The sequence below is a fragment of the Janthinobacterium sp. 35 genome (genome assembly GCF_002754575.1).
GTDB lineage: Bacteria > Pseudomonadota > Gammaproteobacteria > Burkholderiales > Burkholderiaceae_D > Janthinobacterium > Janthinobacterium tructae.
The window spans coordinates 4,059,002-4,077,407 of sequence record NZ_PEFN01000001.1 but is presented as its reverse complement, the minus strand read 5'-3'; the positions used below and the strand labels follow the sequence as shown (position 1 = coordinate 4,077,407).

Below are 18,406 nucleotides of genomic sequence, written 5' to 3'. Positions count from 1 at the left end.
GTCCATCATGAGCTACGAAGAACGCGACGCCTACGGCATGTATGTCAACCGCGGCCACAAAGGTCCCGGCCCTGAACTGATGGGTGCCGACACCCTGATCGGCGACCATGTGCACAACGCCAAGGATGAACACCTGGGCGAAATCAAGGAAATCATGATCGACATGCGTAGCGGCAAGATCGCCTACGCCGTCATGTCGCACGGCGGTGTCTTCACCATCGGCGAAAAGCTGTTCGCCGTGCCCTGGGAAGCGCTGCTGCTCGACACCGTCAACAAGCGCTTCACGCTCAACGTCGACAAGGAACGCATCGAAAACGCACCCGGCTTCGATACGGACAACTGGCCGAACATGGCCGATACCACGTGGGCAAATTCCATTCACAGCTATTATGGAACGACACCACGCGAGTATTAATCAAGCCATAGCGCAGGGCTGGGGACTACCTTAAAACCGGTACTCCAGCCCCGCCACATACGTCCTGCCCCGCGCCGTGCTCAGCGGCGTGTTGTCCTGCGACTGCGACGGCATCGAGTTCAGCCGGTTCAGCGCTTCCGAGAAATCCTTGTTCATGGCGTTCTGCACCGACAGGCGCAGGAACAGGTTTTTCGACACCTGGTAACTCGCATACAGGTCGATCACGGCCGGAATCTTCGGATTGTCGGCCTTGAGCACTTCGCCCGTCGCTTCATCGGCTTCATTGTCGGGCGACAGGCGGCGGTTCGAGCCCGTGTGCTTGAGGATGGCGCCCACTTCCAGTTTATTGTCCAGCAGGCGCGTGCCCACGTCGAGGTTGTAGTACACGCTGGGCAGCTCGCTGATGTCGGCCGCGCCGAACCAGGCGCTGGCGATCGAGGTGGGCTGGCGCGTCGTTTCGCGCGTGTACGACAGGCGCGCATACGCCGGCCCCAGCTGATATTGCGCTTCCAGTTCCCAGCCGCGCGAATACACGGGCGTGGCCGAGTTGATGTAGATATACATGTTGGTCACGTATTCATCCACATTCTGCCAGTCATTGGCCAGCACTTCCGCGATATTGCACTTGCGGCCGCTGTCGCACACAAGGAAGGACTGGCTGGTGATATAGCCGTCGATCTTGCTCTTGAAATACAGGGCCTTGAAGTTCAGCACATCATTCTTGCTCAGCAAGCCATGCAGGCTGGAATTGAAGCCCAACTGGTAAGTCGTCGCCTTCTCCCCTTTCAGGAAGGGGTTCATCGAAGCGCCGCCATCGTTGGAAAAGAATACTTCCTGCGGATTCGGCCCGCGCATGGTGCGCTCGGCGCTGGCAAACGGCTGGAACCATGGCGTCACTTGCGCGGACACGAGCAGCGATGGATTGACGCCATGCTCCTTGAGAGCGATATTGCTCGCCCCTTGCGGGAAGCATTTCACCCGCTCGTCGCAAGCGGGCTTGTAGCCGGTCAAATCAAAGTGCGTGGTGTTGAGGCCTGCATTGACCTGCACAATGCCACGGTTGTACTGCAAGCCCGCATACAGGCTGCTGATCTTTTGCACGCCCTCGGGCCCGAACGTATTGTTTTCAATCGATTGCTGGTTCGCGTCCGGGTTGTCCGGGTCATCGACCAGGCTTTCCACGTGCTTGCTGTACTTATTGTGCATCAGCTTGCCGCCAACGGTCACCAGCGCATCGCCACCGGCCAGCTTGAAGCTGCTGGTGTTATTGATATCGACAGCGTCGGCGCGGTTGGCCGCATTCGTGTTGATAAAATTGGTCAGCGCCTCGGGCATGTATTTCTGGTTGCCACGGCTGCTGCTGGCCACCACATTGAGGTCGATTAACTCCGAAAACGGCGTGTAGTGATATTTGACGTAGTAGTCATCGCTGTGGATGTCGCGGCGCGTAAAGGTGCTGCGGTAGTCGCGCGCCGACAGTTCCAGCGCGTGGAAGTCGCTCAATTTGAGGTCCAGCTTGAGCAGTTGCGACTTGGGCTTTTGCTTGTAATAGCGGTTGTAGCCGAAACCGAATTCCTCGCTGTTGACGCCCTTGGCATTCTTGTAGTTGTTGCCGATCACACTCGCGCTGGTGGCGGCCATGAAGCCCACGCTGCCGCCATCGAAGGCCGGGTTTTTCATGGCCACGGCCAGCATGGCGCTGCGCCCCACGCCATTATTTCCTGTCGACATCTTCGTGCGCGCCCCGGTTTTTTCACCGGCGAAGACGACATCATCGACGCCGATGGTGCGAAAGTTGCTGCTGCCGGCCAGCGCATTGACTCCGTCACCGCCGACGACATTGCCGCGCGACACATCCACGCCGATGATGAAATTCGGGTCGATCAGGGCGCCGAACTGGCTGCTGGGCACGCCGCCGTGCGACACGGACGAGGGCGCGCTGCCATAGTAATTCTGGCTTACGCCATCGACCATCATGTTCACGCGCCCCAGACCCGACAAGCCGCGAATATTGACGCTGACGGCACCCTGCGCCGGGTCGATCTGGGTAAACGTGCCCGGCATGCTGCGCACGATCTGGTCGACCGGCTGCAAGCGCGTGTCCGCGCCGCGCGCGCTGACGGCGCCCGGTTTTTCCAGCGCCTGCTGTTCGGCCGAAACAGCCTCGCCCGATACGTTCAGTGGCGAAAATTCCACCTTGCCACTGTCTTGTGCCTGTTGCGCCCATCCCTGCTGCGCCAGCAAGGCCAGGCAAACGCCCACGGCCTGCGTCATTGTCTTGATATGCATACACCCTCGATTTGTTATGTGATTGAAAAAATTCAGCTGGCACCGTGGCCGCTCTCGGCATCGAGCTTGAACGACACGGGCAAGGTCACCGTCACCGTGCCCTGGCGCAATACGCTGGCCGGTGGCGCTGGCAACGGTTGCGCGCGCTCAAGCACTTGCAGCGCTTCGCGGTCGAGCAGCACCGTGCCCGATGAAGTGATCAATTCGCTGGCCAGCAGCTTGCCGTCGCTGTCCACCTGGAAGCGCACCCAGGCGGCGCCGGCCCGCTTGCGCTGGCGCGCATCACCGGGATAGCGCTTGAAATGGGCCAGATGACCAAGCACGCGGCTTTGCCAGCTGGCCGGCGCCGCGCTGGCGGGCGGCGTGTCGCTGTCGAACGGCGCCGCCTGCGGACCGCGTACGGGGCTTGGCGCCGGCGTGGCGCTGCTGCTGGCCTGCGCGGGCAAGGACGCTTCCTTGGCGGCATCCTTGCCGGGATCTGGCGACGGAGCGGTTTCTGCCTTCGCCTCTTTTTCCGCCGCGACGATCTGCGGCGCGGCGGCGCGCGCCAGCACGGGCAGCGCCTCGTGCCGGGTCGTGCTCTTCGGTGGCCGGGCGGCGCTGGAGGCGGCCGACTGGCGCGCCCCTGCTGCTGCCGCCTGTTGTGTCTCCGGCGACATCGCTTGCGCGGCAAACACCAGCATCACGCTGGCGGCCGGATTGGCGGGCGCGACGCTGACGGGCCGCCAGGCCGCCCACAACAGCAGGGCCAGCGCGGCGGTCACCACCAGCGACGTGGCGATGCCCCAACTGAATATCGGACGCGGATTCACCCGCCCCCCTCCCGGCCTACCAGGCCCACTTTCAGGTAGCCGGCCTGGCGCAGTGCATCCATCACGCCCAGCACGTCTTCATACGCGGCTTGCTTGTCGGCCTGGAAAAACAGCGTGCGCTGGCGGTCGCCGCCCGTTTCGGCATCGAGCAGGCGGCCCAGTTGCGCGCGCGCGACGGGCGCCTCGCCCAGATACAGGCTGTGATCGGCTTTCAGGGAAACGAACAGGGGCTTGTCGGGACGCGGCTCTGGCTTGGCCGTGGCGGCCGGCAAGTCGATTTTCAGGTCGACGGTGGCCAGCGGCGAGACCACCATGAAAATGATCAACAGCACCAGCATCACGTCGATGAAGGGCGTGACATTGATCTCGCAGAGTTCCGGCATGTCGGCCGTATCGTCGTCCGGGGAAGGAAAGAGGCTGGCCATGGCTCAGGCCTGCTGGCGCGTGTCGAGGTCGCGGCTCAGCATCAGCAGCACTTGCGCGGAAGCGGCGCGCAGCTGCGCCTTGTACTGGTTGATGCCACGACTCAAGACGTTATAGATGACGACGGCGGGAATCGCCGCCACCAGGCCCAGGGCGGTGGCCAGCAAGGCTTCCGCGATGCCCGGCGCCACGGTGGCCAGGTTCGTGCTCTGGCTGACGGCGATGCCGATAAAGCTGTTCATGATGCCCCACACGGTGCCGAACAGGCCGACGAAGGGCGCCACGGCGCCGATGCTGGCCAGCAGACCGATGCCTTGCGTCATGGCGCGCACCTGGTGTGCGATGAACTGTTCCTGACGGAAACCGGCCCGCTCTTTCAACGCCGCCGCGGTCGCATGCGCGTGCGACAAGCTCAGTTCCTGCTGCACATCATCGAGCAACCGTTGCGCCAGAAACGATGCCCCGCTCTTGACTGCCGCATCCGGCAAGGAGGTCGCCGTCTTCAGCATGGCGACGGCCAGCGCCGCTGCGCGCCGCGCTTGCAGCAAGCTGGCGCCTTTCACCAGCAAGACCACCCAGGTGGCCAGCGCGGCGACCAACAAACCGATGAGCACGCTTTTCACCACCTGGTCGGCGGCGAAAAACATGCCCAGCGGCGACATGTCGTGCGGCAAGGCGGACGCTTGTGCGCCGGAATGAAAGATGAAAAGAAACACGCCGCCGGCAGCGGCTTTGATACAGGAAATACGCATGGAAGCTTCAACAGGTAAGAAAAAATCGGACGGACTACCTGGCTGCTATGGAGGAGCTTGCTGGGGGGGAGTGCCGGGCTGAACGCCCGGCGGCAGTACAAGGAATTACTTGGCGCTGGCGACGGCGGCTGCGGCTGTTACTGCCGGCGTGAACCAGACGAAATCGGCCTGCGGCGCCAGCACCGTGGCGCCCTGCTGGGCCAGCACCAGCACCAGCGGCGCCGGGCCGCCCGTCAAGTCCTGCACGTGCAGCGGCACGCCCAGGTCCTTGTACGCATGGTAAGCGCCGGCGATCAGCACGGCCGGCGCGGGCGCGGCCAGCAGACGCTCGGCCATGCGGCGGTCGCGCTGCTGCTGCACTGACAGCATGGCGGCCAGACGCGGCGCGTCGATCTGGTTGTCGTGCATGACGCGGATGATGTCTTTCAGTTTGTCATGCACCTTGCCATCGTTGGCCAGGTTCGAATGCTTGCCCTGCACGGCCGGCTTGTCGATAAACAGTTGCTTGATTTCGCTGCGGTCCAGATTGGCCGACCAGACGGGATACGGCGCGCGCATCACGGTCATGACCAGGTCGCCATATTGCGCCCACTTCCAGCTCGGTTGCCAGGCCAGCAGTTCGGCCACGTGTTCGGGACGCACGACGGGGTCCGTCTGCAGCCACGGCTTGACCTTGTCCACCTTGGCTTGCTGGTCCGGATTCAGCATTTCCAGCAGCACGCTGCCTTGCGGACGCTGGCCCTGCAATTGCTGCAGCAGCCATTGCTCGATCTGGTGATGGCTGAGCTGGTCATGCTGTTCGCCGACGATCACGCGCGGGGCGGCGGCCAGCTGGGCCAGCAATTGCTCGGCGCTCAGGCGCTGGCCGCTGCGCAGGTCGACGATCTCGCCCAGCTGGCGCACGTCTTGCGCGGAAGCAGGCGTCACGGCGGTGGCGCCGGTCACTGGTGCGACGCTGCTGCAGGCGCTCAGCGCCAGCACGCAGGCGGGCAGGACGGTGGCGAGGGACAGGGGGAATTTCATGGCAGGGCCTTTCGGGTCTGAGCGCGCATTGCAAAATAACTACTGGCGGGCATTCTAATAGAAATGATTCTCATTTACAACCAGTGCGCGGCAAACCCTGCGAATTTTTTTACAACTGGCAAGAAATCAATATGCTGCTTCAGTGAAATCCCCGGGCGCGGAGTAGAATAAAAAAAACGGAGGACTCGCGTGAATCAAACTGACCAGTTGGCGGTACTGAAAAAACCGCTGCCAGACTCTCTTGCTGCCGTACTTTCCCTGATCTTTGCCGACCGCTTTTCCATGACGCAAGCCATGCGCGCACACCATGGCCGCGACGAGTCGAGCTATCCGCCCATGCTGCCCGATGCCGTCATCTTCGCCCATTCCACCGAGGAAGTGGCGGCCGCCGTCAAGCTGTGCAGCGCACACGATGTGCCCGTCATCGCTTATGGCAGCGGCACGTCGCTCGAAGGCCATGTGCTGGCCCTGCATGGTGGCGTGACGATTGATCTGTCGCAAATGCACCAGATGGTAGCAGTGCATGCTGAAGACTTGACGGCCACCGTGCAGGCGGGCGTGACGCGCAAGCAACTGAACGAGGAAATCCGCGACACGGGCCTGTTCTTCCCCATCGACCCGGGCGCCAATGCGTCGCTGGGCGGCATGGCGGCCACGCGCGCCTCGGGCACGAATGCCGTGCGCTACGGCACCATGCGCGAAAACGTGCTGGCCCTGACGGTGGTAACGGCCGATGGCCGCATCATCAAGACGGGAACCAGGGCGAAAAAATCCTCGGCCGGCTACGACCTGACACGTTTATTTGTCGGTAGCGAGGGCACCCTGGGCATCATCACGGAAGTGACGGTGAAACTGTACCCGCTGCCGGAAGCGATCTCGGCCGCCGTGTGCTCGTTCCCCGGCACGGGCGAAGCCGTCAGTGCCGTGATCCAGACCATCCAGATGGGTATTCCTGTGGCACGGGTCGAGTTTCTCGATGAAAACGGCGTCAAGGCCATCAACGCCTATGACAAGATGGCGCTGCCGCAAAAGCCGCTGTTGCTGTTTGAATTCCACGGCACGCCGGCCAGCGTGGCCGAGCAGGCGCAGCTGGTGCAAGCCATCACGGCGGAGCACGGTGCCAGCGATTTCGAATGGGCCAGCCGCCCCGAAGAGCGCTCGCGCCTGTGGGCCGCGCGCCACAACGCGTATTTCGCCCTGCTGCAGATGCGCCCCGGCAGCCGCGCCATTTCCACCGACTGCTGCGTGCCCATTTCGCGCCTGGCCGAATGCATCCTCGCCACCAAGGCCGATTGCGAGGCGCAGGGTCTGATCTACGCCATCATCGGCCACGTGGGCGACGGCAACTTCCACGTGCAGATGCTGGTCGATCCCGATGATCCCGCCGACATCGCGCGCGCCGAAAAGGTCAACAGCGACATGGTCACGCGCGCCATCGGCATGGACGGCACCTGTACGGGCGAACATGGCGTGGGCATGCACAAGATGGCTTTCCTGGTGGAAGAACATGGCGAGGGCGCCATCGACACCATGCGCGCCCTGAAACATGCGCTCGATCCGAAGAACATCATGAATCCGGGGAAGATTGTCAGGTGGTAAAGACAAGAAAAATCATACGCTTGCAGTACGAGGATCCCGTCCCAATTACTGCTACCAACTGATGTTTCCTACATCTTCTCACGGATTGTTAATACGTCTTCGAGCCATTCTTGGAATTCCACCATTACTTACCGCACAAAAAGCGACAACCGTACCGCCCAACGGATCGCTCGGCAATCGGCGTATGCGGTGATTTTTTAACTTTTTCGTTGGCTCATATCCATATTCTCCATTGATTGACATGCTGCGCCCACACATCGTGACATCCCCCCCCCTTGGCGTGAGACGAAAATTTAACTGCCAAGATCAATATTGGCTTGCAAATGAAATAATTTTGAATCTTTCACATTCGATCATCAAGTGTTATTATTTATAGACGAAAATCACTAACAGGCATCGCGCCCCCCTACCGTAGAAGGATACTTTACCCATGCGTATCAATAGTGACGCCGACACAATTCGAGAAAAACTAAAAGAAGAAGAGAATGAAATCGTATCTGTTGCCCTTTTTGGACAACCAGGTGCAGGAAAATCCTCTCTCATTAATAAGATTATCGGAAAAAAGGTTGCCGAAGCTGGTGTGGAGACCGACAAAACGACAGAAGAAGCTAGCTATATACACAACGGATTGCGCTTGGTGGATTTGCCTGGATATGGCACAAAAAAGTTCCCAAAAGATGAGTACAAAGAGAAATTTCATCTCGAAACTTTTGATCTATTCTTGTGTGTTACTAGTGGGAAATTTCACCAAGCAGATACAGAGTTGTTCCGAGAGCTCGATGAAATGGGCAAAGTCTGCATTTTCGTAGTAAACAAACATGACGAACTTTGGGAAGACGATGTGCCGCTAGAGGAACTCGTACTTCGCAAGAAAGCAGATATCTTTAAACAGATAGGAAAAAAGGTTCACGTCGTCTTTACCAGTTGCAGAAATGGCTATGGACTTGCCGAGTTGAACGACAACATCATCGCAAACCTGAATGATGCAAAACGCGAACGTTGGCTCCGGGGTGCTCAAGCATACAGCTTGGATTTTCTAAAGGAAAAACGGCAAGTCGCCGAAAAGTATGTAGCTATTGCGTCTGCAGCGTCTGCCATCAATGGACTCAATCCCATCCCTGGCGCTGACATTGCTGTGGATCTTTCAGTACTAGTAAAACTGTTCAAAGAGTTGCGTGAGAGCTTCGGGCTAAATGACTCACTTCTCGGAAATTTGAAAGAATCAACAATCCCTGCAGTAAGTACACTCGCGAATAATGTTATCCGATATGCGGCCAAGGAAGGCGTCATGCTTCTTCTGAAACAGTTCTTAGGAAGGCAAGTCTTGAAGAGTGTTGCCAAGTATGTTCCTTTCATTGGGCAGGCAGTTGCTGCCAGCGCCGGCTTCGCAATCACTTATTCGGTTGGCAAAAGCTACTTGGATGATTGTTATTCGCTTGCGGAAACAATTTTAAAGAAGAAACTGGAGAGCTAAGGCGATGTGGTGGCTTGCTGTCCCGATACTACTAGGTGTTGGCAAAATTATACATGTCGCGACATCAAAGACGCCATCATCGCCTCAAAAACCCGAAAGTATTTTAGTCAAAAATTTACATGCCTTACGAAAGTGCACCGCAGAGACGAATCCAAGACGGATTGCACTGTTGGGTCAGCCTGGAGCAGGGAAATCGACAATTCTAAAAAAACTTTCAAAAGGATTTGCCAAACCTGCGCCGGTTATCGGTACAAACACCGATGCCACAAACTGGGCAGAAAGTACCGACGTAGATCTACTCAGCAAGTGGGGTCGCCACATCGTGGTCGATGTGCCGGGCTACGACACATTGCACCATCCTACGTCGGCATTTCTCGATACATTCCCGTTTGCGAATTTCGAGAAAATCTTTCTAATTTTACGCGGAAAAGTTCGGGCCGCCGACATCCAAATTTACAATGAAATTATCGCTGCGAAAACTTCCGTATTGGTCGTCCGCAGTTATGCTGAATCACTCAATTTAGCAGAGCGTCAACTCGTACAAGATGACTTGTGCAAACATTTTTCTGGGTTGACCAATACATCACTAATTTTTGTCAGTAGCCGAACTGAAGAAGGTATTAAAACACTGAGAAATATGATTTAGAAAATAACAACAAACCAGCATTCAAAATTGTAGAGAATATCTTAAATTCGAGGATAATTTTCAGATAGTAATCACGGCATCAACTCCATGCGCATCGGCACAAACGCGATGCCGCCCGTCTCCACCTTCGGCCCCGTGGCGACAAAGCCCAGGCTTTCATACAGGGGCAAGGCGTAGGCCGAGGAGTTGACGGTAAATGCCGTCACGCCGCCCCTGGCCAGCGACGCATCGCGGGCTGCCTGCCACAAACGGCGCGCCATGCCGCGCCGGTGCAGCGCGCGCGGCACGAACATATGGAACAGATGCGTGTTGTCGCGCATGGCCACCACGCCGGCCAGTTCGCCGTCGATATGCGCGAGCTGGTAGGCGTAATTGGGCAGCGACAGATAGTTTTCGATGGACGGCTGGCGGCAATGTTCGATGAACTTTTCCGCCCCCGCGCCATCGGGGTGCAGGGTCAGAAAGGGCATCAGGTCGTCAATCAGCGCAACGATGGCGGACGCGTCGGCGACCAGGGCGGGACGCAGGGTGATGGTGGGCAAGGGTTGATTCATCCAGTAATTTTGCCATATCCCGCCGTTGCCCGGCAATTCAGCGCTTCCATTCAGCAGATCAATTTACCCAAAACAATTTACGCAGCATGGCCATGCCTGTGGGCGCATGCTCCATGCCTCTCTGCACTGGTCCTGAAAGGTAGCGCAGCAAAGGCGACACGGGGTGGCGTGCCGTGATGGGCTGACAGCCGGCCAGCCTGACCGGCCCGCTTTCCGGCACCAGCACTTCGTTGCGCTGACGGCGAAACAGGCTGGCGACATTCAAGCCTTGCTTGTCCGCGCAAATGCTGCTGAAGAGCGATTCGAACAGGCTGGCATTGGCAGGCGCGGCCAGCAGCTGTTTGCCTTCCAGCACCGGCAGAATATGCCCGAGCAGCGTTTTCCAGGCATCGAAGTCCCGTTCGCTCAAGGTTTCGGGGAAAACACTGCTGCGTTGGCCCGGATGGGCAATCCACTCTTCCTCGTCATCCGTTTCCGCCAGCACCAGTTGGCGCAGTTTTTCGCTGCTGTTCACACCCGCCAGCAGCAAACCATGGGCGCGCCGCAATGCGGCTGGATCGCGCACGCGCAACGCCAGCGTGCCGGGCCCGTTGTCGAATGCCGCACTCAGCTCGGCGGAGGCTTCCAGAAAATAATGATAGCCGAGCAGCCACTGCACATCGCTCTGGTCGACGCGAAAGCGCGCTTCCAGCTGGTAATGCCGCTGGTAATATTGCTGCGTTCGCCTGTCCGCACCGCTGTCTTCCCCGTCCGGCGTGCCGGCCACCGGCCGCTTGGGAATGGCAAACAGATACTGCTCTTCCGGCGTCAGCGTACCGTCGCCATTCAAGTCGCTGCCCCAGGTGGCGGGCACCAGCAGCAAGCCGTCGTCCTTGCTACGCAACACGATTTTCTCCAGCACGCGCCGCGTCGTGCGCACTTCATCGCGCAAGGCGGCAAAGGCGACGCGCAAGCCTTCCTGATCCAGCTGCTGCAGCGATAATTGTCCTTGCTGCTGCGGCCGATAATGGTCGGCCAGGCGCAGCAATCGTTTAGCGGTGGCAATGTCGCGGCAGAGTACCCAGGCTTGCTGCGCCTGTGGCGTGGCGGCCGGCTGCGCCTGCAAGTTGCCGGCGCAGCTGCGCGCCATGCCTGCCGCGCTGGTGAAATCGGGCGCGGCGGCAAGCGCCATATTGCAAGAAAGGCAGATCAGGACAAGGTGGCAGTAGCGGGAAATGGCGTGCATGCACGGCTCCTGGAAGTGGATGAATGGGTGACTCCAGCTTAATCACCGGCTTGCAGCGAGCCTTAACAAAATGCAAGCTTGTATCTATTCACACTCCACGAGCATCAAGGTTTCAACAAAAATCGCGGCTGCTGGTCCGCAAGCGCCCCAGCAAATGCGACATATCGACCAGGCGCTTGGCCACCAGGTTGCGCACGATACCCTCCCTTTGCCACACGCCGTACACGCCCAGCAGCGGCGCGCTCAGCACTTCGCGCCGCTGGCTTTCCACCAGGTCCGGCCAGACGATGACGTTGACCGTGCCCGTCTCGTCTTCCAGTGTCATGAAGATCACGCCCTTGGCCGTGCCCGGCCGCTGGCGCACGGTGACGATGCCGCAGGCGCGCGCCAGCTGGCCATGCGTGTAGCTGTCCAGCGCGGATGCGGGCAGAAAGCGCTCCTCCAGCAACTGTGCCCGCAGCAGCGCCAGCGGGTGGCGGCCCAGGGTCAGGCCTTGCGAACGGTAATCGCTGACGATGCCCTCGCCTTCCGTGGGTGCGGCCAGCACGGGCAAGTCTTCCTCTTGCGTGGTGATGCGCAATAGATCCTTGTCGGGCACGGCGCCGGCCGCCTGCCATAGCGCCTCGCGCCGGTGGCCAGCCAGCGCGTGCAGCGCATTGCCGGCAGCGAGCACCTGCAAGTCATGGCGATCCAGGCCGCCACGCCGCGCCAGGTCGGCCACGTCGACAAAGGCGGCGATGGCGCGCGCATCCTCGATGCGCAGGGCGGCCTCGGCGCGCATGCCGAACAGGCTGTTCAAGCCCAGGCGCACGGCCGGTGCATCCCCCTCCAGTACCGCCTCCCAGCCGCTGACGGCCACGTCGACGGGCAGCACCTGCACGCCATGGCGGCGACCATCCTGCACCAGTTGCGAGGGACTGTAAAAGCCCATGGGCTGGCTATTGAGCAAGGCGCACAGAAAAGCGGCCGGTTCGTGGCATTTCAGCCAGGAACTGGCATACGTCAGCAGGGCGAAACTGGCCGCGTGCGACTCGGGAAAACCATATTCGCCAAAGCCTTCGATCTGGCTGAAGATGGCCTCGGCAAAACTTTTCTCATAGCCATTGTCGACCATGGCATCGACGATGCGGTCATGGTAATTGTTCATGCCGCCCTTGCGTTTCCAGGCAGCCATGGCGCGCCGCAACTGATCCGCTTCGCCGGGAGTGAAATCGGCCGCGATGATGGCCACCTGCATCACTTGCTCCTGGAAGATCGGGATGCCCAGGGTGCGCCCCAGCGCCTTTTCCAGGCCCTTCGGATAGTCGACCGGCTCCTTTTTCTGGCGCCGCTGCAAGTAGGGATGCACCATGCCGCCCTGGATGGGGCCGGGGCGCACCAGCGCCACTTCGATGACGAGGTCATAGAATTCACGCGGACGCAGCCGGGGCAGCATACTCATCTGCGCGCGCGACTCGATCTGGAACACGCCGATGGTGTCCGCCTGGCACATCATGTCGTAGGTGGCGGGGTCTTCAGCGGGAATATCCTGCAAACGAAATTCCTCGCCGCGCCGCACACTGACCAGTTCCAGCGCGCGGCGCAGGGCCGACAACATGCCCAGCGCCAGCACGTCGACCTTCATCAAGCCCAGCTCTTCAAGATCATTCTTGTCCCACTCGATGACGCTGCGCTCGGCCATGCTGGCGTTTTCGATCGGCACCAGGCGCGACAATTTCCCCTGAGCGATGACAAAGCCGCCCGGATGCTGCGACAGGTGGCGGGGGAAACCCAGCAACTGCTGCGCCAGGCCGGCCCACTGCTGCGACAATGCCGCTTCCGGGTCGAGCCCACATTCGGCCAGGCGCTCCAGCAGATCGTGCTTGCCGTCGAACCAGCGATGCGCCTTGGCCACTTTTTCCACGATGGCCAGGTCGATTCCCAGCGCCCGGCCGCTGTCGCGCAAGGCGCTCTTGGGCCGGTAGCTGATCACCACGGCCGCCAGCGCGGCCCGCTCGCGGCCATATTTGCTATAGATATATTGAATGACCTCTTCGCGCCGCTGGTGCTCGAAATCGACGTCGATGTCGGGCGGCTCGTTGCGCTCGCGCGACATGAAACGCCCGACCAGACAATTGCCGCGCGCAGGGTCCACTTCCGTGATGTGCAGGCAATAGCAGACGGCCGAATTGGCGGCCGAGCCCCGCCCCTGGCACAGGATGTTTTGCGCGCGCGCAAAGCGCACAATGTCATACACGGTCAAAAAGTACGCTTCATACGACAGCTCGGCGATCAGTTCCAGCTCCTGCTCGATCTGCTGCTGCACGTTGGCGGGAATACCCAATGGAAAGCGCATGCGCGCGCCCGCATAGGTTTCCTCGCGCAAATAGGTCGCCGGCGTGTGGCCGTGCGGCACCAGTTCGTCGGGATAGTCATAGCGCAGGCTGTCGAGGGAAAATTCGCACAGCTTGGCGATGCGCACGGTTTCCGCCAGCGCTTGCGGCGGATACACATTGGCCAGGCGCAAGCGCGCACGCAGATGCTGCTCCGCATTTTGCGCCAGTGCATAGCCGCACTCGTCCACGGGTTTACCCACGCGTATCGCGCACAGGGTGTCGAGCAACGGTTTACGCGAACGCACATGCATGCACACATGGCCGACGGCCACCACGGGCAAGCCCAGCGCCTGCCCCGCCTCTTGCACGGCGCTGCGGTGCGCGTCGTCCTGCGCCCGCTGCAGCAAATTCAGGCCGATCCAGCTGCGCTCGCTGCCAAAGGTGGACGCCATCCACGCACCCTGCGCGCGCACGGTTTCCGGCTGGGCCGGATAGCTGGGCAGCAAGATCATCAAACAGCCGGGCAGCCCCCGCAAATGGGCAAACTGCGCCGATGGCGCGGTGAAATCATCGGGCGTCAGCAGATAGCGCCCCTTGGCCGCCCGCGTGCGCGCCATGGTGATCAGTTCCGACAAGTTGCCGTAACCATCGATATCGCGCACCAGCGCCAGCAGGGACAAAGCCGCGCCGCCGTCGGCCCGCGTCAAGTGAAAATGCGCGCCTATGATCAACGGAAAACCGGCCCGCTTGGCTACCGCATGGGCGCGCACGACGCCGGCCAGCGAACACTCGTCGGTGATGGCCAGCGCCTTGTAACCGAGCTGGACAGAGCGCGCCACCAGCTCTTCCGCATGCGAAGCCCCATGCAGGAAGCTGAAGTTACTCAGGCAGTACAACTCAGCATACTCGGGTAAGACTGCGCCCCACATGATCTACCTCAATACTGTATATAAACACAGTCTATTATACTTATCTGGAATCGGGCTTATCGTTTATGCTGGTGTTTTACCTTTTGTCTCGACCGCCATGATCGTCCACTTATTACAATGTTTCGGCGCCGCACCCGGTGGCGGCAATGCGGCGCTGGTCGTGGAAAACGACCACGGCAGCGAAACGGCGCGCCAGCAATTCGCCCGCGAACGGCAAGTGAGCGCCTGCGTCTTCATCGACCGGCAAGCGGACGGCGCCATCGTGCTCGACTATTTTTATCCGCACACGCGCAGCCCCCTGTGCCTGCATGCCACTTTGGCGGCCGCGCATGTGCTGCTGACGGTGCCCGGCGACCCGGCAACCTTGACGGTGACGACGGCCATGCGCGGACAATCCTTGCAGTTGGTGCGCCGCGCAGCCGATCTATTCATCGGCCTGGCGCCGCAGCCGGCGCCGGCCGTCATGCTGGAAAAATATATCCCGTCGGAACTCATGGGCCAGCACATGCACTTGCTGTCGCCGCCCGTCATCGCCTCGGTCGGCAGCCCGAAGCTGCTGCTGGAAGTGGCCGACCGTACCACCCTGCGCGCGTTGCGGCCGAACCTGGAACTGATCGCCGACTGGAGTACCTTGCATCAGGTCAATGGCTGCTATGCGTATTGCCGCACGGGCGAAAACGAGTTTGAAGGGCGCAACTTCAACCACCTCGACCCGGCGCTGGAAGACAGCGCCACAGGCGTGGCGGCAGGCGCGCTGGCAGCGCACCGACAACAGTCGCTGCGCCTGCATCAGGGCCACGTGACGCAGCAACCGTGTCTGATCGAGGTGCAATACAGCGCGCAGGCAATCTGGGTGGGCGGCATGGTGCAACGCAGCACCTGAATGGGGCATGCCGCACCAGCATAAGGCAAGCCGGGCGGTGGCCAAAAGATAATCAACCAGGAAACAACAGTTACAAGCAATTTGTAATAACAAAACAAAGTATCGCTGGTGAATGCTGAAATGATGGCACTAGAATCAAGTCACGAATTTTGCTCATCAGCCACTTGGAGATACTGCGTGCCGACCCTCACCACCTTGCGTAAAGCCATCCTCATCAGCCTGTACGGCAGCGCCGCCCTGGCCGCATTCAGTCCCGCCGCCATGGCCCAGAGCACGGAAGCGGGAGCCACGGACGGTCCCGTGCAAACGGTCAGCGTGGTCGGCTCGCGCCGGGTCGCCAGCTCCGCCACCGACACCATGGTGCCGGTCGATATCATCCCGATTTCCAGGGTCGCCGAGCAAGGCGGCCAATTTGACCTGGCGCAGTCGCTGCAATACATTTCTCCCTCGTTCAATTCCACGCGCCAGTCGGGCGCCGACGGAGCCGACCTGGTCGATTCGGCCGCCCTGCGCGGCCTCGGCTCCGACCAGACGCTGGTGCTGGTGAACGGCAAGCGGCGCCATACGACGGCCCTGGTCAACCTGTTCGGCGCGCGCAACCGCGGCAATACGGGCACGGACATGAATGCGATTCCCTTGCTGGCGATCAAGAACGTGCAAGTGCTGCGCGATGGCGCCGCCGCCCAGTACGGCTCGGACGCCATCGCCGGCGTGATCGACATCGAACTCAAGAAAAGCCTCGGTTGCGAAGCCGTGGCCGGCTACAGCCAGTATTCGGCAGGCGACGGCAAGAATTACATGACCTCGGCCTATTGCGGCATCGCGCTGGGCGACAAGGGCACCCTTGCGATTACCGGCGAATACCTGGACCGGGGCCGCTCGAACCGGGCCGATGCGGACAGCATGCGCATCATCGGCGACACCAAATCCGAAAACAAAACCCTGTACGTCAATGGCGACTACGCCACCAGCGGCACGGGCAAGCTGTACTTCACGGCCGGCGCGCAGACGCGCGACGCCTCGAGCGCCGCGTTTGGCCGCGACGGCATCGGCAGCAAAGACATCCCTGCGCGCAATTCGGCCGCCATGTACCCCGACGGTTTCGTGCCTTTCATTAACGGCAAGATCGACGACCAGTACGCCACCGTCGGCCACCGCAGCCAGATCGGCGAATGGCACGCGGACTTTTCACAAACCTATGGCTACAACAAGATGCGCTACGACGTCAGCCATACCCTGAACGCCTCGATCGCCAATCTCGACCTGATGAACGGCGGCAAGGGCGTCAGCGCCAGCAGCTTTGACGCGGGTGGCTTCTCGTTCCAGCAACTGACCAGCAACGCCGATTTCAGCCGCTATTACGACACGGTGATGCGCGGCATGAACGTGGCCTTCGGCGCCGAATACCGCAGCGAGGAATACAAGATCATGGCCGGCGAACCGGGCTCCTACAGCGACGTCGACGGCGTGGGCGTAGGCGGCAATGGCCGCAGCCAGGGCTTTCCCGGCTTCCAGCCCAGCGATGTGACGAAAGCTAAACGCCACAGCATCGCCGCGTATGGCGACGTGGAACTGGACTGGACGGAGCGCCTGAAAACCCAGGCGGCTTTGCGCTATGAAAAATTCAGCGACTTCGGTGCCACCGTGACGGGCAAGCTGGCCGCCAGCTATAAAGTGGCGCCGAACGTGCTGCTGCGCGGCTCGGCCAGCACGGGTTTCCGCGCGCCGTCGTTGCAGCAAGTGTATTTCTCGTCCACCTTCACCGACTTCGTCGGCGGCGTGGCCACCGACGTGGTGCTGGCGCCAAATGGCGGCGCCGTCGCCAATGCGGCCGGCATTCCCAAGTTGAAAGAGGAAAAATCCACCAGCTTTACGTTCGGCACCACCTGGACGCCGACGCAAGCCATTTCCGTCACAGCCGACCTGTACAACATCAAGATCAAGGACCGCATCGTGCTGTCGGGCCGCTTCAATGCCGGCAATTACCCGGATCTGGGGGCGCGCCTGGCCCAGCTGGGCGTGACGGAAGCGCAATTTTTCGTCAATTCCGTCGACACGCGCACGCGCGGACTGGACCTGACGGCCTCGCACAAGGGTGAACTGGCCGGCAACCGCCTGAACACCTTCCTGGCCCTGAACCTGAGCAAAACGGAAGTGACAAAGGTCAAGACGCCGGCCTCGCTGACGGGCTTCGAAGATGTCTTGCTGTCCGAGCGCGAACGCCTGTTCATCGAACAGGGCGGCCCGCGCGCGAAAGCCACCCTGGGCTTCGACTACATCACGGGCAAGCTGGAATCGGACTTGCGCATCATTTATTTTGGCCCGCAAACCCTGGGCACCTTCAGCGGTACGGCCAAGGGCGTGCCCAACGCCCGCTATGCGGCCAAGACCTCGGCCGACCTGAGCTTCACCTACAGCATCAACAAGAACACCAAGCTAACCTTTGGCGGCAACAACATCTTCAACGTCAAGCCCACCACACAGAACGCGGAGGAGACGGACAACGGCTTCAAGTACGACAGCGTGCAATTCGGCCTGAACGGCGCATCCTACTTTGGCCGCTTGTGGGTGAAGTTCTGATCTGAACGGACTCTTGGCATAAAAACAGCGGCTGCGCCAGCATGGGCAGCCGCTGTTTTTTATGTCGGCATCACCATTCAGTGCTCATCGCCTGCATAGATCCACATGGGTTCTGTTTTCCCTGCGCGCACGAAGCCCACGGATTCGTAGAACGCGATGGCCTTGCCGTCCGCTGTCAGCATTTGCTGGTGAAACCCCGCGTATTTTTCCAGCATGGCCGCCATCATCCTCCTTCCCACGCCTTGCCCTTGCGCCAGTGGATCGACGAGCATATGTGGAAAATAGACAACCAGATAGCCATCGGAAATGGCATTGCCGATGCCAATCAATTTGCCATCTGCGCGGGCCGTCACCAGGCTGTGGGAATTGCGCAGCGCGGCCATCAATTCTTTTGGTTTTTCTGCGGACGACCAGTGATTGGCCTTGTAGAGATCAATCACTTCTTGCTCAGCGATCACATCATTCATGGAAATTTGCATGGGGACGA

Annotated in this window: 15 protein-coding genes; 6 read left to right on the top strand and 9 right to left on the bottom strand. The window is 60.3% G+C overall.

Annotated elements, in window-relative coordinates:
• The first annotated feature begins 7 nt into the window (after window positions 1-7).
• Entirely contained in the window at window positions 8-415 is a 408-nt protein-coding gene (locus tag CLU93_RS18170) for a PRC-barrel domain-containing protein (protein WP_099420585.1), read from the top strand.
• A gap of 30 nt (window positions 416-445) precedes the next feature.
• Here the strand turns inward: CLU93_RS18170 and CLU93_RS18165 are convergent, their stop codons facing one another.
• From CLU93_RS18165 to CLU93_RS18145, 5 genes are all read right to left on the bottom strand, one after another.
• Window positions 446-2,704, bottom strand: coding sequence for a TonB-dependent receptor domain-containing protein (locus tag CLU93_RS18165; protein WP_099762758.1), 2,259 nt, complete (start codon window positions 2,702-2,704; stop codon window positions 446-448).
• Between the two features lie 32 nt (window positions 2,705-2,736).
• A complete protein-coding gene (locus tag CLU93_RS18160) occupies window positions 2,737-3,516 on the bottom strand; it encodes an energy transducer TonB family protein (RefSeq protein WP_099762757.1) in 780 nt (259 codons plus the stop codon).
• A complete protein-coding gene (gene exbD, locus CLU93_RS18155) occupies window positions 3,513-3,941 on the bottom strand; it encodes a TonB system transport protein ExbD (RefSeq protein WP_099762756.1) in 429 nt (142 codons plus the stop codon). Before exbD ends, CLU93_RS18160 begins: the two co-directional genes overlap by 4 nt.
• 3 nt (window positions 3,942-3,944) lie before the next feature.
• On the bottom strand, window positions 3,945-4,691 hold the full coding sequence (gene exbB, locus CLU93_RS18150; protein ID WP_099762755.1) for a tonB-system energizer ExbB: 747 nt from the start codon (window positions 4,689-4,691) through the stop codon (window positions 3,945-3,947).
• Window positions 4,692-4,796: 105 nt separating this feature from the next.
• Window positions 4,797-5,714, bottom strand: coding sequence for a ChaN family lipoprotein (locus CLU93_RS18145; RefSeq protein WP_099762754.1), 918 nt, complete (start codon window positions 5,712-5,714; stop codon window positions 4,797-4,799).
• A gap of 189 nt (window positions 5,715-5,903) precedes the next feature.
• Between CLU93_RS18145 and CLU93_RS18140 the strand changes: the two genes are divergently transcribed.
• The 3 genes from CLU93_RS18140 to CLU93_RS18130 all read left to right on the top strand — a co-directional run bounded on the left by CLU93_RS18140 (window position 5,904) and on the right by CLU93_RS18130 (window position 9,433).
• Window positions 5,904-7,313 (top strand): FAD-binding oxidoreductase, encoded by a 1,410-nt coding sequence (locus CLU93_RS18140; protein ID WP_373629853.1) that lies wholly within the window; start codon window positions 5,904-5,906, stop codon window positions 7,311-7,313.
• 430 nt (window positions 7,314-7,743) lie between these two features.
• The gene (locus CLU93_RS18135; protein WP_099762753.1) at window positions 7,744-8,787 is read left to right on the top strand and encodes a GTPase family protein; all 1,044 of its coding nucleotides are present in this window, start codon (window positions 7,744-7,746) and stop codon (window positions 8,785-8,787) included.
• 4 nt (window positions 8,788-8,791) lie between these two features.
• Window positions 8,792-9,433, top strand: a complete 642-nt coding sequence (locus tag CLU93_RS18130) for a GTPase domain-containing protein (protein ID WP_099762752.1) — start codon at window positions 8,792-8,794, stop codon at window positions 9,431-9,433.
• Between the two features lie 71 nt (window positions 9,434-9,504).
• On the opposite strand, the gene CLU93_RS18125 is transcribed toward CLU93_RS18130, so the two are convergent.
• The 3 genes from CLU93_RS18125 to CLU93_RS18115 all read right to left on the bottom strand — a co-directional run bounded on the left by CLU93_RS18125 (window position 9,505) and on the right by CLU93_RS18115 (window position 14,456).
• Entirely contained in the window at window positions 9,505-9,987 is a 483-nt protein-coding gene (locus tag CLU93_RS18125) for a GNAT family N-acetyltransferase (protein ID WP_257225001.1), read from the bottom strand.
• 58 nt (window positions 9,988-10,045) lie between these two features.
• A complete protein-coding gene (locus CLU93_RS18120; RefSeq protein WP_143451759.1) occupies window positions 10,046-11,212 on the bottom strand; it encodes a hypothetical protein in 1,167 nt (388 codons plus the stop codon).
• A 112-nt stretch (window positions 11,213-11,324) separates the two neighbouring features.
• Window positions 11,325-14,456, bottom strand: coding sequence for an error-prone DNA polymerase (locus CLU93_RS18115; RefSeq protein ID WP_099762750.1), 3,132 nt, complete (start codon window positions 14,454-14,456; stop codon window positions 11,325-11,327).
• A gap of 97 nt (window positions 14,457-14,553) precedes the next feature.
• On the opposite strand from CLU93_RS18115, the gene CLU93_RS18110 reads away from it, so the two are divergent.
• Together CLU93_RS18110 and CLU93_RS18105 are read left to right on the top strand one after the other, a co-directional pair.
• Complete coding sequence (locus CLU93_RS18110) at window positions 14,554-15,339, top strand: PhzF family phenazine biosynthesis protein (protein WP_099762749.1); 786 nt, start codon at window positions 14,554-14,556, stop codon at window positions 15,337-15,339.
• A 177-nt stretch (window positions 15,340-15,516) separates the two neighbouring features.
• Window positions 15,517-17,919, top strand: a complete 2,403-nt coding sequence (locus CLU93_RS18105; RefSeq protein WP_099762747.1) for a TonB-dependent receptor plug domain-containing protein — start codon at window positions 15,517-15,519, stop codon at window positions 17,917-17,919.
• A gap of 77 nt (window positions 17,920-17,996) precedes the next feature.
• Here CLU93_RS18105 and CLU93_RS18100 read toward each other — a convergent pair whose 3' ends face one another.
• Window positions 17,997-18,386 carry a GNAT family N-acetyltransferase gene (locus CLU93_RS18100; protein ID WP_207781034.1) on the bottom strand — a complete coding sequence of 130 codons (390 nt, stop codon included), beginning with the start codon at window positions 18,384-18,386 and terminating at the stop codon, window positions 17,997-17,999.
• Window positions 18,387-18,406: the final 20 nt, after the last annotated feature.